Below are 14,703 nucleotides of genomic sequence, written 5' to 3' on the forward strand. Positions count from 1 at the left end.
TCAGGTTCCGGGCCAGTCGATGCTCAGGTACTGGGTCTCGGTGAACTCGTTGAGTCCGTCGCGGGCGCCTTCGCGGCCGAGTCCGCTTTGTTTCATGCCCCCGAAGGGGGCCGCGGGGTCGGAGACGAGGCCGCGGTTGATGCCGACCATGCCGGCGTCGATGGCCTCCCCCAGACGCAGGGCGTGCTGAAGCTCGCCGGCGTAGACATAGGCGGCCAGTCCCAACTCCGAGGCGTTGACCCACGCCAGGAGTTCGCTCTCGTCGTGCCAGGTGACGACCGGGGCGACCGGGCCGAAGATCTCCTGGCCGACGATCTCGGCATCCGCCGGCACATCGGCGAGCACGGTCGGTGGAAAGAAATGCCCCTGCCCCTCACCCGGGATCGCGGCCCGTGCCACGACCCGCGCGCCGGCCGCGAGGGCGGAATCGACCAGCCTGGCAACTCCGCCAACGGCTTTCGCGCTGATCAGTGGCCCGATCTCGCCACCGGCGCCGACGGTAAGCGCTTCCACTCGCTTGCTCAGGCGCGCGACGAATTCATCGGCGACGTCGGCATGGACGTAGAAGCGGTTCGCGGCGGTACAGGCCTGGCCGCCGTTGCGGAACTTCGCGATCATGGCACCGTCGACGGCCGCGTCGAGGTCGGCGTCGGCGGTGACCACGAACGGCGCGTTGCCACCCAGCTCCATGGACGCGTTGACGACGCGATCGGCCGCTTGACGCAGCAGCAACTGGCCGACCCGGGTGGAGCCGGTGAACGAGATCTTGCGGACTCGCGGGTCTTCCAGCCAGGTCGTGACGACGCCGCCGGCGTCGGTAGTGGTCACCACGTTGACCACACCGCCGGGCACGCCGGCCTCGGTCAGCAGACGGGCGACCGCGAGCGCGGTCAGCGGCGTTTCGGCCGCCGGCTTGAGCACCACGGTGCACCCCGCGGCCAGCGCCGGGCCGATCTTCCGGGTGGCCATCGCGGCGGGAAAGTTCCACGGCGTGACGAGCGCGGCGATGCCGACCGGCCGCCGCGTGACCACGGTCCGGGTACCACCGGCCGGCGAAGGCCCATAGCCACCATCGGTACGGACGGCTTCTTCGGCGTACCAACGGAAAAACTCAGCCGCGTAGGCCACTTCCCCACGAGCATCGGCCGGCGACTTACCGTTTTCCGACACGATCAACTCAGCGAGCTGCTCGCGGTCACGCAGCATCAGCTCGAACGTCCGATGCAGAATCTCCGACCGAGCGCGCGCCGGGGTCCGGGCCCAGGCCCGCGCGGCGGCCTCGGCGGCGTCCACCGCTGCCCGCGCTTCGGCCGGGCCGCCGTCGGCGACCATGGCGATGATCTCGCCGGTCGCGGGGTTCTCAACCGGGAACTCGGTCATGCGCGAAACCCTTCCGCGAGGACGTCGAGCGCGTCGTTCAGCAGTTCGTCGCTGATCGCCAGGGGCGGGAGGAACCGCAGGACATTGCCGTAGGTGCCGCAGGTCAGCACGATCACGCCCTGGGCGTGCGCGGCCGCGGCGACCGCGCGGGCGAGTTCGGGATCCGGCTCGGTGGTGCCCGGCCGGACCAGTTCGACCGCGAGCATCGCGCCGCGGCCACGGACATCGCCGATGCGATCGTCCTTCTCCTGCAGCCGGCACAGCCGGTCTTTCATCAACTCTTCGATCGCGCGTGCCCGCTCGAGAAGGCCCTCGGCCTCGATCGTCTCGATCGTGGCGAGCGCGGCCGCACAGGCCAGCGGATTGCCCCCGTAGGTGCCGCCGAGCCCACCGGTGTGTGCAGCGTCCATGATGTCGGCGCGGCCGGTGACCGCCGACAGCGGCAGGCCGTCGGCGATGCCCTTCGCGCTGACCAGCAGATCCGGCACGATCCCCTCGTGCTCGCTCGCGAACAGCGCGCCGGTCCGGGCGAACCCCGTCTGCACCTCGTCGGCGATGAACACGACGTCGTTGGCGCGGCACCACGCCGCCAGTTCGGGCAGGAACCCGGGTGCCGGCACGATGAACCCACCCTCCCCCTGGATGGGTTCGATCACGACGGCCGCCGGCCTGCCGACCTGCTTCTCGATCACGTCGATGGCCCGGCGGGCGGCGGCCGGGCCGTCCGCACGGTCCCGGAACGGGTACGACAGCGGTGCGCGGTAAACCTCGGCCGCGAACGGCCCGAACCCCTGCTTGTACGGCATCGACTTCGCGGTCATCGCCATCGTCAGATTGGTGCGGCCGTGATAAGCGTGGTCGAACGCGACGACCGCCTGACGGCCGGTGAAGGCGCGGGCGATCTTGACCGCGTTCTCCACGGCCTCGGCGCCCGAGTTGAACAGCACCGACCGCTTCTCGTGCGTGCCCGGTGTCAGCCGGTTGAGCTGCTCGGCCACCGCCACATAGCCCTCGTATGGGGTGACCATGAAGCAGGTGTGCGTGAACGCATCCAGTTGCCCGCGCACCGCGTCAACCACCCTCGGCGCGCTGACGCCGACCGTCGTCACCGCGATGCCGGAGCCGAGGTCGATCAGGACGTTGCCGTCGACGTCCTCCACCACTCCCCCACTGGCACGCACGGCGAACACGGGCATGGTCGTACCGACCCCGCGCGCGACGGCGTGCTCCTTGCGCGCCATCAGTTCCAGGGAACGCGGACCGGGAATCGCGGTTGCGAGGTGACGGGCCTGGGCCGGCCCACTGGTGAGCGTCATGCTGCCATCGTCACCAGCATCGACCATGCCGTCCAATGCTTCTTTTCTTCTTTCAGTATGTGCATGAGGCATACTCTCCTTGTGGAGTTGCGTACCTTGCGGTACTTCGTCGCCGTCGCCGAACACAGCTCGGTCAGCGCGGGGGCCGAAATCGTCCGGGTGACCCAGCCGGCGTTGTCCCGCCAAATACGGCAGTTGGAGCGCGAACTGCGGCTCACGCTGTTCCACCGGCACGGAAACCGCCTGGAACTCACCGCCGCCGGCGCGCAGTTCCTGCCGGTCGCCCGGGAAGTCCTTGATCGTGCGGACGAAGCGCTGTCCGCGGCGGACGCGCTCGCGGCCGGACGACTGGTACGGCTCACCATCGCCGCGCCGACCACCACCCTGACCGACGTGATCGCGCCGTTCCTGGCCACCTTCGGCCCGGACGATCCGATGCCCACGGTCGTCGAAACGACGGGTACGGCGGCCCTGCGCCGAGGCGCCGATCTCGCGATCGTGACCCAACGACCACAAGCAGCGTGGGGCCGGCTCCCGCTCGCCGTCCTGCCGTTGTGGGCCTACGTGCCCGAAGGGCACCGCTGGTTCGGGAAAGCGAGCGTGCCGCTGGAGCAGTTGGTGCGTGAACCGCTCGTGGTGCTCGACCCCTCGTTCCGGCCACGCCGGATCCTGCACGAAGCGCTATCCGTCGACAGCCTCCCCACACCCGAGCTGGTCGAATGCGGCAACGCGCAGGTGGCGCAGGCGCTCGCCGCGGCAGGCCGCGGTGTCGCGGTGGTCTCGGACGACCCCCGCTTCGGCCTGCACGGCCTGCAGATCGGCAGCAGCCTCGGGCCACTGCGCATCACGTTGTTCGCCGCCTGGGATCCGGCGCACCACGCGGCTCGGTCGCTGGCCGCGATGGCCCACCGGCTTCGGACCTTCTGCGCGGAACGCTACGGCCCCGACGTACTTCCCACCTGACGATGTGCCGATGCCGGGAACGTAGCGAAGCCCTTGGCAGGGCCGTAATCGACAAGATCACGATCCTGCGCAAGGGCTTCGTATGTTGCCCTACCGTGTAGCCGGGTCGTTCAGCGACGCAGCACCCGGCCGTGACGCTGAGCTGCCAAAGCACCATCCCGCACCGCGAACCGGCCACCGATCAGCACGTGGGCGATCCCGGTGGCGTAGGCCAGCGGCTTCTCGTACGTCGCCACATCGGTGAACGTCTGCGGGTCGAACACCGCTACGTCCGCGATCCGGCCCTCGTTCAACGTGCCCCGGTCGCGCAGGCCGATGCGCTCCGCGGGCAACGCGCTCATTTTCCGCACCACGTCAGCCAAATCGACGACGCCCCGAGTGCGGTGGTATTTCGCGAAGGCGCGGGCGAACGCACCGAAGTGCCGTGGGTGCGGGTGTCCGCCGCCGGCGGTGTCGAGCACCCAGCCGTCGCTGGCGACCGCGCTCAACCGGTCCTGCAGCACCGTTTCCACGTCTTCTTCCGCCATGGCGTGGTTGACGATCCAGACGTCGCCCTGGTGATCGCGCAGCAGGTCCAGCACCGTGTCGACCGGCTCGGCTCCGTCCGCGGCCGCGATTTCCGCGACGGTAGCGCCGATCCACCGGTGGAACGGCCCCTGGGACAGAGCAGCGATCATGGTGCCTTCGGGCAGCAGGGTACGGCCGATCCGGGCGGAGACCTCGGCGCGGATCCGGGCGCGTGTCTCGGGCTCGTGCAGCCGGGTGACCAGCGCGCTCGCACCACCATCGAGAGCCCAATCCGGCAGCCGCGAACTCAACCTCGTCGACGACGCCGCATACGGGTACACATCGCAGGCGACGTCCAGGCCCGCGGCCCGTGCGGAGTGGATGCGCTGCAACGCTTCCCGCACCTTGCCGTGGTTGACCGGTCCCATTGCCTTGAGGTGCGAGATCTGCAGCCGAACGCCGCTGCGCCGCGCGGTTTCGAGAGCTTCCTCGACGGCTTCCAGCAGCCGGTCGCCTTCGTCGCGCATGTGCGTGCTGTAGAGCAACCCGGCTTCGGCGGCGACGGTCGCGAGGGCGACCACCTCGTCGGTCGGGGCGAATGAGCCGGGCGCGTAGATGAGACCGGTGGAAAGGCCGTGAATTCCTTCCTCCGCCAGGGTTTTCAGCGTTTCACACATCGCCGCGAGTTCCGTGGCGGTCAGGTCGCGCAGCTCCGAACCGGCCACCGCGGCGCGCAAAGCCGCGTGCCCGACCAGCACGGCTACGTTCACGCCGGGCTCGCGTTCGTCGACCGACTCCGCGAACGCCGTGAACGACGGCCACTGAGTGGTGTCCCGCTCCCCTGCCCCACCCAGGGTTTCGTTGACCCCGGGCACCGAGGGGAACGGAGAACTGCCGCAGTTGCCGGTCACGATGGTCGTGATTCCTTGCCGCAGACAGCTTTCCGCGGCGGGCGAATGCCGGATGGTGAAGTCGGCATGCGAATGCAGGTCGACGAACCCCGGGGTGACCACGAGGCCCGTGCAGTCCACGACCTCGCGCGCGGGGCCCGGGGCAACGATGCGTCCGTCTCGCACGCCGACGTCCGCGCGCACTGGTTCGGCGCCGGTCCCGTCCACGACGGTTCCTCCGCACAGCACCAGATCAAGCATGGAATCCCCCTTCTAGAGCAATACGATCAGGATCAGCAGGTACATGAGCGCGGCAGGCACGAGCACGACCCAGCCGACCGAGAGCAGCGTCTTCAGCCGGTTCGACTCGGAGAACCCGAGCACGGACATCATGTTGGCGTTGGGGAATGGGCCGTAGGTATCGGCCTTCGACCCCCACAGGTAGGTGACCGCCCACGCCGCGGGCGTCATGCCCAGCGCGGTGCCGAGCGAGCCGAACACCTTGTTCAGCAGCACGACGTGCGCGGCGGTCGCGCCAGGCACACCGAGCCAGCCCAGCATCGCGACGCCGATCGCGAACGGCAGCACCGGCATGTCGTGCAGCATCGGGCCGAACCGGCCGAGCAGGACGTCATAGGGCTTCAGCTCGTCAACGATCTGGAAGAACGCCGCCAGCAGCCAGAACATCAGGAAGGTCTCGAACAGCCGGCCGCCGCCGCGCGCCAGCGCCGCGACCGTTTCGGGGACCGACAGCCCGCCCGCCGCGGCGGTGACCACGGCGAGCACCGGCAGGGCCAGCAGCGGGAAGCTCGTCGACGCCCCGGCGACCACCGCGTAGGCGACCGTCGCGGCGAGGAAGATCCCGAAAACGACCGTTGCGCGGCCGCTGTGCGGTGCCTCGTTCGGTTTCTCCACCTGCTCCGGCGAGTAGAAGTCACCGCCCTCTGCGGCCGAACGCCGCTGCACCCGCGGCACGACGACCAGGGAAAGCAGGATCGACAGCACCGCCAGCGGGCCGGCGCCGACCAGCAGATAGGTGCCATAACCGATCTTCGCCGCGTCGAGGATCGCGATGTTCGAGCCGGCGAACGGAGCCAGCGCCAGCCCGGCACAGCCACCCAGGAACATCATCGACGCGGTGGCCGAGCGCGTGAACCCGGCGCGCGCCACCACCGGGATCACGATCGGCGCGACGATCGCGAGCGCCCCGGCGAGGGTGCCGAGCGCGAACACCAATACCAGGCACGCCAGCATGACCCCGAACTGGATCGCGATCCGGCTGTTGCCCGGAATCACCCTGAGCACCCCGCGGACCAGCACGTCGGCCGCGCCGGTCACCCGCAGCACCTCGCCGAGCGCCCCACCGAGCACGACGATGACGCCGATGAGTGTCACCGTGTCGCCGAGCGAATGCCCCAGCAGTTCGCCGATCCGGGCGGGCGAACGGTGGTCGAGCAGGATGCCGGACACCAGCGCGCACGCGGTCGCGAGCAGCAGATGCATGCCCGACAGCGAAAGCACCGCGTAGAGCACCACCGGGAGCAGGCCCCACACCGTCGGGGCGTGCACGAACGCGCCGAGCACCGCGCTGCCCACCAGCCCGAGGGCGGCCAGCGAGTACCGGACCACGTTCGCCGCCGACCGGGTGCCGGCCGGCGGGTTCCCCGTTGCCGGGGCCACTTTCGTCGTCATGCTTTCTCCAGTCTGCCGAGCGCGCCGAGCGCGTCCCGGTGCTCGGCTCCGCTTTCGGCGACCACTTCGGCCATCGACTGTCGCGTTCGGACGGTGGCGAACCGGGGTTCGCCGTCCCGGTTGGTGAAACCGTGGATCGCCGGACGCGGAAGACTGTTGTAGGACCACGGCGTCGAGAAGTAGTACGCCCCGGTGTCGGGCAGCACCACGAGGTCACCCGGCGCCAGTTCCGGCAGGTTCCGGCCGGTCGCCACGACGTCGCCGGCGAAACAGCACGGACCCGCGATGTCCTGCCGCTGGAGGACACCGGTTTTGCGCTTCCCGTCCGCGGTGAACGCACCGACCCGAAGCGGCCACGCGTCCGGCATGAACACCGTCCGGGTCGCGACCTGTGCGCCGGCGTGCGTGATCGCGATCCGGCGGCCGCCCGCGTCCTTCACGTACTCGACCACCGCCGCGATGAAGCCGTTCTTCGCCAGCAGCGCGCGGCCGAACTCGGTGACGATCGTGTACCGGCCGTCGAACAACCCCGGAATCCGTGCGCGCAGCAGCGTGGCGTACTCGGCGAACGCGGGCCGGTCGTCGGAAGAGAAGTCGACCGGCAGGCCGCCGCCGAGGTCGATGCTGTTCACCTGCGGACGGCGCAGGGTCCGGTTGATCTCCTCCGCGAGTTCGTAGACCTCGCGCACGCCCTCGACCATCAGCTCGAGCGGACAGCCCTGCGAGCCGACATGCACATGCAGGCGGGTCAGCGCGGGCCGTGCCGCGAACGCCTGCACGAGCCGCGTGCGGGCTTCCCGTAGCGGGACACCGAATTTGGAACTCTCCCCGGCCGTGCTCATCGCCGCGATCGTGCCCTGGCCGACCTGCGGGTTGACCCGCAGCCCGAGCACGGAGGCGCTCGGCTGGGCGGCCAGCAGCTCGTCCATGCGCTCCAACTCGGTGAAGTTGTCCGCGTTGACCGCAGCGCCATGCGCGAGCACGTGCGTCAGCTCGGCGCGCGTCTTGGCCGGGGAGTCCACGACGATCCGGTCGGCCGGCACCCCGGCGGCGGTCGCCTGCGCGAACTCGCCCGGGCTGGCGACCTCACAGCCCATCCCGGCGTCGGCGAGCAGCCGGAGCACTGGGACGAGCGCCGCTGCCTTGACCGCGAACGTGTGCAACACCGGGACGTCCTCGAACGCGGCGAACAGGTCGTGCGCCGAATCGAGCACGCCGTCCACGTCGAGAAAGCCGGCGACCGGCTCCGCTTCGCCGACCAGACCCCTCTCGGCGGCCACGCGCACCACCCGGTCGAATCTTCCTGCCGAATACATGGCGAACAGCGTCCGCGAGCACAGCAAGTCCAAGCGTGAATTGCTTGATACCGTCATTATCGAGCAAACTGGGAGGACCTCATGCCGGATTCCGTCGACGAGCTGGATCTCGCGCTGATCAACGCGCTACAGGTGAGCCCTCGCGCACCGTGGTCGGCGCTCGGCCGCGCACTCGGGGTCGACGCCGCGACCGTGGCCCGCCGCTGGCGGCGGCTGCACGATTCCGGCATCGCCTGGATCACCTGCGTGATCGGCCCGGCGCGGCACCGCGAGTTCTGCATGGCCTACCTGGAGGTGGACTGCGCGCCCGGCCGGCTCGACGAGGTAGCCGACACGCTCGTCGAACTGGACCACGTCATCTACCTGTACCAGCTCACCGGGCAGTACGCGCTGTTCGTGGTTCTCGCGCGGCCGACCCCGGCTGCGATCGCCGAATCCGTGCGGATGTCCGTCGCGGCGCTGCCGGGCGTCCGCGGCTACCGCTGCGAACTGCGGACCGTCGGCTACAGCGAAGCGAGCCGCTGGCGCCTGCACAGCCTCACGCGCGCGCAGCGGCAAATGCTGGAAACCGATGCCGAGCCCCGCCACGCGGCCCAGGGCGGCCGCGTCGACCCGACCGACCAACGGATCTACCAGCTACTGCACGAGGATGGCCGGATGTCCTATCCCGAGCTGGCCGGACGCGCCGGGATCAGCGAGCCGACGGCCCGGCGGCGCGTGAACCGGCTGCTGACCACCCGGCAACTGCGGCTGCGCTGCGACGTCGCCCAGTCCGTGTCCGGCACGCCGCACACCGCGGTGGTCTGGGCAAGTGTCCCGCCGGAAAGCCTGGACCGGGTCGGCCGCTCGCTGGCCACGCTGCCGTCCGTGCGGCTGTGCTGCGCGCTCACCGGGGCGCGGAACCTCTTGCTGATGGTGTGGCTGCGCACGCTGGACGAGATGCCCGCGCTCGAAGCCACCCTCGTCGAGCGGGCGCCCGGGCTCGTGGTGGCGGACCGGGCGATCAGCCTCCGGACGATGAAACAACTGGGCCGGCTCCTCGACGGCGAAGGCCGCAGCATCCGGGAGATTCCGCTGAGCGGCGAGACGTTCTTCGCCTCCTGAGGAGGGTAAGCCGGAAATCGCCCGGAACACGTCTAGGTTGCCGGACGCCCGTGGTCGCGAAAACCCATTGCCCGCGATGCCTCCGCGGCGGCGTCGAAAAGATGCCGGAGGTGGACAGGGCGTTCCGATTCGGTCAGGTGAGACGAGAGCCCACTCAAGCTCAGGGCCGCGACGATCGCGCCGAGATGGTCTCGTACCGGAACGCTCAGCGCGGTGACCCCTTCCTCGACGTCGTCACGGCTCGCCGAGTAACCGTCTTGGCGGATGACGCTCAGTTGTTCACGCAGTTGCGCCTCGGTCGGCTGACTGGCCGAGATGCGCCGCTGGAACGGGCCGGCGAGATAGCTTTCGAACTGGTTTTCGGGTAGGTGTGCCAACAGCAGCCGAGGGCCGGCGCCCAGGTAGAGCGGCAACGTACCGCCGACCCGCAGGGTGTGGGTGGCCGCATAACGACCGTCGAGCCGTTCCAGGCAAACGGCCTCGTCGCCGCGCAGCACCAGCAGGAAAACGGTCTCGCCGGTCTTTCGATAGACGTCGCGCATGGCGGGCAGCGCGCGGTCGCGGACGCTGAGGCGGCGGGCCATCGCGCTGCCGATTCTGAAGGCACCGATGCCCAGCCGGTAGGAACCGGCGGAGGGGCGCTCGACGAAGTCGCCGGCCGCGAGCGTGGTCAAGATCCGGTGACAGGTGCTCTTGTTGAGGTTGAGGCGCGCGGCGATATCGCCCAGGCTCAGTTCCTCCGGTGCCTCGGCGAGCAATTCGAGCACGGCCATCGCCTTGACCAGTACTCGGACGGGCTCGCCCGCCGCGCCTGCTTTTTCAGGCATAGCTGCGTTTTCTCTCCCTCACCGGTTCGTGCCGGACCACCGTAGGCGACACCTCGTCATTCCCGGCGAACCAGTCGGGTGCCCGAGGCGGATTCGAGTTCGGGCGGGGCGTTGCCGTCCATTTCGTCCAGCCGGTCCAACCAGAAGCGCAGGGTCGTATGAAGGTCGACGATACCGGCGTCGGAGCCGAGCCCCTGCGCCACCAGGGCCGCGGCCGCGGTCCCGAGCCGGGCCGCGGAAAGCAGGTCCCAGCCATGGCACAGTCCGGTGATGAACCCGGCCGAGTACCCGTCGCCGCAGCCGGTGGTGTCGACCACTGGTATCCGGAAAGCGGGAATATCCTCGGTCACCCCTTCTCCGACGATCAGTGACCCGTCGCCGCCCTTGGTGACCACGACCGTACCGACCCCCGTGGCGCGCACCTTCAGGGCCGCTTGATGGAGGTCTTGCAGCCCGCTGATCGCGCGGATCTGGTCGTCGTTGGGCAGTAGGTACTGGATGTGTTCCCAGGACGGCCGCAATATCTCGATCAGTTCGGGCCGCACGGCCGTCCGGAGAAGGTCCATGGTCGTGACGGTGCCATGCCGGCGCGCGAACCGGAGAAGATCCGGCAGCACGGCCTCGGTGAAGCCGCCGAGGGCGTCCGGCCCGCCGACGTGCAGGACGTCGGCCTCGGCGACCAGGTCCCAGTCGATGTCGTCCGCGGTGAGAGTCTCCATCGCGCCGGGGGCGTGCAGTGAAGGCCGCTCCCCGTTCGGCCTGATCGGCAGGATCGTCGCAGGTGTGGCCAGGCCGGGTTTGACCGCCAACCGGCTGGCGTCCACACCGTGCTCGGACAGCAGGGTGCGCAGCAGGCGCCCGGCGGTGTCGTCCCCGATCGGGCCGACGCTGGCGACCTCGGCGCCCAGTTTGGCCAGGTCCACCGCGGTGCCGCCGGCCGTGCCCGCCGCGGTCACCCTGATCTCTTCCAGAGTCTCCCGGCCCTGACCGGGTGGTATCGCGACCACCGGCCGGCCCAGCACATCGACGATGTGTGCCCCGACGCACACGACCTTTGGGCTCACCGGACTGCCCTTTCCGCTTTCCGCCGGGTGACAGCGGTGAGTTCGGTGTCGGTGAGAACGCGCGGAGTGCCCAGGTTGTGGGCCTGAATGTGCAGGGCGCACAACCATTCGAGGAGCCGCGCACGGTCGTAGGCCTGGTCGAGGGTGTTGCCGTGGGCAACGGCCCCATGGTTCTGCATCAAGGCCGCATTGCGTCCTTCGAGCGCGGTGCAGACCGATTCGGCGAGTCCGGGGGTGCCGAACGTCGCGTAGGAGGCGACCCGGGTGGGGCCACCGAGTTGCAGCGCGTAGTAGTGCAGGGGCGGGAGTTCGGTGACCACGGTGGAGACCGCGGCGCTGTGGAGTCCGTGGTGGTGCACCACGGCACCAGTGCCGGTGTCCCGGTAGATGGCGAGGTGCATCGGAGTTTCGGAGGATGGCGCCGGCGTGTTCAGGGCCGGGAGCGGTTCGCCCGCCAGATCGACTACACAGACGTCGTTCGCGCTCACCAGGTGATAGGGAACGCCAGACGGCGAGATGGCGACCAGATCCCCGACCCGGATGCTGATGTTGCCCGCCGTTCCCTGGACCAGTCCGTCGCCGATCAGCCGACGCCCCGCCTCGGCGACCTGCTCGCGTGCCATTTCGAGTTCGGCGTTCACCGGGCACTCCCCGCAGGCGAGGTCAGCACCGGAGGTTCGGTTTCGCTGGGTTCGCCTTCGCCGGGCACGAGCACTCCGGCTTCGGCCGGCCAGTGCACCTCGATCCGCTGTCCGATCGTCACCGGGGCGGCCGGACCGGCGGCGCCGTCTCGTATCTGGCCGCCGAAGCCGCCGTCGAATTCGACGAGGATCCGGCGGAACGCTCCCTGATAGATCACGTCGGTCACGGTCGCCGAGAGCACGTTGGCGCCGGGGTCGGCCGGCGGACCGATCCGGAGGCTTTCGGGGCGTACCACGAGTGCGACCGGTCCCGTCAGGACCTCGCCGCCGGCTCGCAACCGGCACCAGCCGGTGTCGAGGAGACCGTCGCGCGCGTGGCCGGAGAAAACGTTGGAATCTCCGAGGAAAGTGGCGACGAAGTGCGATGCGGGCTTTTCGTACAGTTCGGCCGGCGTCCCCACCTGCTCGATGTGACCGTCACGGAAGACGGCGATGCGGTCGGACAGCGCGAGCGCTTCCTCCTGATCGTGGGTGACGAACACGAAGGTGATCCCCAATTCCTTGTGCAGTCTCGCGATCTCGAGTTGGAGGGACTCCCGCAGCTTCTTGTCCAGAGCGCCCAACGGCTCGTCGAGCAGCAGCGCTCTGGGCTCGAACACGACGGCACGAGCGAGCGCGACCCGTTGCTGCTGCCCGCCCGACAGCTGGGACGGAAGCCGGCTCCCGTGCTCACCGAGCCGGACGAGGTCCAGCGCCTCGGCCACTCGTCGCGCGATCTCCCGCTTGCCGACCTTTCGCTGTTTGAGCGGGAAAGCCACGTTGTCCGCAGCCGTCATGTGCGGGAACAGCGCGTAGTTCTGGAAAACCACACCGAGGTTGCGGCGGTGCGGCGGGACCCGCGCGATGTCGGCGTCACCGAGGAGAATCTGGCCGGCGGTCACGTCCTCGAACCCGGCGATCATGTTCAGCGTGGTGGTCTTGCCCGAGCCGCTGGGGCCGAGCAGGGTCATGAACTCGCCCGCCTCGATGGTCAGTGCGACGTCGTCTACCGCGGGACGGGTCGCACCACGGTACACTTTGGACAATGCCCGGGTCTCGATGCGAGCGCCCGCGCGCTGGTCGCCGGCCGGATCAGCTTTCACTGGGCTTCCTCCTCGTGATGTTGGCGAGCCCCATCAGGGCGGTCGAGACCACGAGCACCACTGTGGACGCCGCCGCGATAGTCGGATCGACCTCGTTGGTCACCGAGGTGAACATGCGGACCGGCAGGGTCTGCAAGGTCGGGGCCTGGATGAACAGAGAGACGACGACCTCGTCGAACGAGGTGACGAACGCGAACAGGGCACCAGCCAGGACGCCGGGACGGATCAGCGGAAAGGTCACCGTCCGGAACGTCGTCCACGCCGACGCTCCGAGGCTTGCCGCGGCGCGTTCGAGAGTGCGGTCGAAACCCGCCAGCGCGGCGGTCACGTTGACCGTTACGAAGGGCAGGGCAAGCACGGTGTGGGCGGTGATGAAGCCGGTCGGCGTGCCGATCAGACCCCAGCTGAGGAACGCGGCGTACATCGCGACGGCGACGACGATCCCCGGCACGATCAACGGCGCCAGGAACAGGCCGTTGATCGCGCCCTTGCCCACGAACCCGGTCCTCGCCAGGCCGAACGCGGCCGTCGTGCCGAGCACGGTGGCCACCGCGGTGACGATCAGCGCGATCTGCACCGACGCCAGCAACGCGGTCAGCCAGCTGGGCTCGGTGAAGAACGTGACGTAGTGGCGGATGCTCCACGAATGTGGTGGAAAGGCGAAGCTGTCCTCGCCGGAGAAACCGAGCGGGATCACGATCAGCGTGGGCACGACGAGCCAGGCCCCGACCAGCACTCCCACCAAGGTCAGCACGATGCGCAGACCACGTCCGGTTCTCATACGGACACGCCTCCCGCCATGCTGGCGCCGGTGGCTGTCTGGGCGCCCTTCCTGCGGGTGGCGAACTGAACGCCACCGACGAGGGCGAGCGTCAGCACGAGCAGCGCGACCGCGAGGGCACCGGCGCCACCGAAGTTCACCAGCTGGTTGACCTGCACGGAGATGAACTGCGCGAGCATCGACTGCTTGGGGGACCCCACAAGCGACGGTGTCACGTAGAAACCGAGTGACAGCACCATGACCAGCGTCGCGCCCGCCGCGACACCGGGCAGGGAGAGCGGTAGGTAGACCCGCAGGAAAGCGTTGACCGGGCGGGCGCCGAGCGACAGCGCCGCATCGACGAGACGGCGGTCGATCCCGCGCATGGTCGTGTGCACGGGAAGGACCATGAACGGCAACATCACCTGCGCCATCGCCAGTGTCACGCCTGCCGCGGTCCCCAGCAGATGGACCTCTCCGCCGCCGAGCGAAGACAGCAGGAAGTTGACGATCCCGTTGTCCTGCAACAACACCACCCAAGCGAAGGTGCGGGCCATCAGCGAGGTCCACAACGGGATCAGCACGACGCCGAGCAGGATCACCCGCCATCGGCGCGGGGAAATCGTCATGAGGTAGGCGTAGGGATAGGCGAAGACCAGGCACACCGCCGTCACGATGGCCGCCATGCCGAGCGTGCGGAGCACGATGGTGACCGCCACCTCGTCGCGAATGATTGCGGTGTAGTTGCCGAACCCGGGCTCCGGGCTGGTCACCGAGAGCCAGAGCAGACGCAGCGCGGGTACGACGAAGAAAACGGCGAGTACCACCAACGCCGGTACCACCAGCAGCAACCCGGCGCGGCCCCAGAACCGGCGGCCACCGGCCCGGGGCGTGGACGTTCGCCGACGAGGGGTGCGGGCTGCGGTGTGAGGCGGGGAAATCACGGACATAGGCAGGCCCCTTCCTGGTCGGCGGCTGTGACCTCACCGCGGCCAGATCTCGCTAATTGGGACACGTTTCACGAAGTGAAATCACACAGTGCCTGTCGGACCCCTGGTTGTCAACCCATCAAGACAGCTTTTACGTTCGAGAAACCCGAAG

The 14,703-nt window shown here is 69.2% G+C and carries 13 protein-coding genes; 2 read left to right on the forward strand and 11 right to left on the reverse strand.

All coding sequences use genetic code 11. The features are described 5' to 3' along the window. Together A3CU_RS0120220 and gabT are read right to left on the reverse strand one after the other, a co-directional pair. The gene (locus A3CU_RS0120220; RefSeq protein ID WP_027943851.1) at positions 1 to 1,380 is read right to left on the reverse strand and encodes an aldehyde dehydrogenase family protein; all 1,380 of its coding nucleotides are present in this window, start codon (positions 1,378 to 1,380) and stop codon (positions 1 to 3) included. Next, positions 1,377 to 2,696 (reverse strand): 4-aminobutyrate--2-oxoglutarate transaminase, encoded by a 1,320-nt coding sequence (gabT, locus tag A3CU_RS0120225; RefSeq protein ID WP_027943852.1) that lies wholly within the window; start codon positions 2,694 to 2,696, stop codon positions 1,377 to 1,379. The genes A3CU_RS0120220 and gabT overlap by 4 nt, the downstream gene beginning before the upstream one ends. 63 nt (positions 2,697 to 2,759) lie before the next feature. Here gabT and A3CU_RS0120230 point away from each other — a divergent pair, with 63 nt between their 5' ends. Then, a complete protein-coding gene (locus A3CU_RS0120230) occupies positions 2,760 to 3,659 on the forward strand; it encodes a LysR family transcriptional regulator (protein ID WP_245617225.1) in 900 nt (299 codons plus the stop codon). Positions 3,660 to 3,769: 110 nt separating this feature from the next. Here the strand turns inward: A3CU_RS0120230 and A3CU_RS0120235 are convergent, their stop codons facing one another. Genes A3CU_RS0120235 through A3CU_RS0120245 form a run of 3 tightly spaced genes read right to left on the reverse strand, consistent with a single transcriptional unit; the run spans position 3,770 to position 8,064 of the window. Beyond that, the gene (locus tag A3CU_RS0120235) at positions 3,770 to 5,317 is read right to left on the reverse strand and encodes an N-acyl-D-amino-acid deacylase family protein (RefSeq protein ID WP_027943854.1); all 1,548 of its coding nucleotides are present in this window, start codon (positions 5,315 to 5,317) and stop codon (positions 3,770 to 3,772) included. A gap of 12 nt (positions 5,318 to 5,329) precedes the next feature. After that, positions 5,330 to 6,748, reverse strand: coding sequence for a Na+/H+ antiporter NhaC family protein (locus A3CU_RS0120240; protein WP_084143443.1), 1,419 nt, complete (start codon positions 6,746 to 6,748; stop codon positions 5,330 to 5,332). Beyond that, complete coding sequence (locus A3CU_RS0120245; RefSeq protein WP_156960442.1) at positions 6,745 to 8,064, reverse strand: type III PLP-dependent enzyme domain-containing protein; 1,320 nt, start codon at positions 8,062 to 8,064, stop codon at positions 6,745 to 6,747. Before A3CU_RS0120245 ends, A3CU_RS0120240 begins: the two co-directional genes overlap by 4 nt. Positions 8,065 to 8,145: 81 nt before the next feature. Here A3CU_RS0120245 and A3CU_RS0120250 point away from each other — a divergent pair, with 81 nt between their 5' ends. Beyond that, entirely contained in the window at positions 8,146 to 9,168 is a 1,023-nt protein-coding gene (locus A3CU_RS0120250) for an Lrp/AsnC family transcriptional regulator (RefSeq protein ID WP_027943857.1), read from the forward strand. A 32-nt stretch (positions 9,169 to 9,200) separates the two neighbouring features. On the opposite strand, the gene A3CU_RS45685 is transcribed toward A3CU_RS0120250, so the two are convergent. Genes A3CU_RS45685 through A3CU_RS45700 form a run of 6 tightly spaced genes read right to left on the reverse strand, consistent with a single transcriptional unit; the run spans position 9,201 to position 14,552 of the window. Next, complete coding sequence (locus A3CU_RS45685) at positions 9,201 to 9,995, reverse strand: IclR family transcriptional regulator (protein ID WP_052371899.1); 795 nt, start codon at positions 9,993 to 9,995, stop codon at positions 9,201 to 9,203. Between the two features lie 56 nt (positions 9,996 to 10,051). Then, the gene (locus tag A3CU_RS45690) at positions 10,052 to 11,059 is read right to left on the reverse strand and encodes a carbohydrate kinase family protein (protein WP_063628857.1); all 1,008 of its coding nucleotides are present in this window, start codon (positions 11,057 to 11,059) and stop codon (positions 10,052 to 10,054) included. Further along, positions 11,056 to 11,700 (reverse strand): class II aldolase/adducin family protein, encoded by a 645-nt coding sequence (locus A3CU_RS0120265; RefSeq protein WP_027943858.1) that lies wholly within the window; start codon positions 11,698 to 11,700, stop codon positions 11,056 to 11,058. The genes A3CU_RS45690 and A3CU_RS0120265 overlap by 4 nt, the downstream gene beginning before the upstream one ends. Then, positions 11,697 to 12,842, reverse strand: coding sequence for an ABC transporter ATP-binding protein (locus A3CU_RS45695; protein ID WP_084143461.1), 1,146 nt, complete (start codon positions 12,840 to 12,842; stop codon positions 11,697 to 11,699). Before A3CU_RS45695 ends, A3CU_RS0120265 begins: the two co-directional genes overlap by 4 nt. Next, positions 12,832 to 13,623, reverse strand: coding sequence for an ABC transporter permease (locus tag A3CU_RS0120275; RefSeq protein ID WP_027943859.1), 792 nt, complete (start codon positions 13,621 to 13,623; stop codon positions 12,832 to 12,834). The genes A3CU_RS45695 and A3CU_RS0120275 overlap by 11 nt, the downstream gene beginning before the upstream one ends. Continuing rightward, positions 13,620 to 14,552: an ABC transporter permease gene (locus A3CU_RS45700; RefSeq protein WP_063628858.1), complete on the reverse strand. Its 933-nt coding sequence runs from the start codon at positions 14,550 to 14,552 to the stop codon at positions 13,620 to 13,622. The genes A3CU_RS0120275 and A3CU_RS45700 overlap by 4 nt, the downstream gene beginning before the upstream one ends. Positions 14,553 to 14,703 lie beyond the last annotated feature (151 nt).

It is taken from the genome of Amycolatopsis taiwanensis DSM 45107, assembly GCF_000519205.1.
GTDB lineage: Bacteria > Actinomycetota > Actinomycetes > Mycobacteriales > Pseudonocardiaceae > Amycolatopsis_E > Amycolatopsis_E taiwanensis.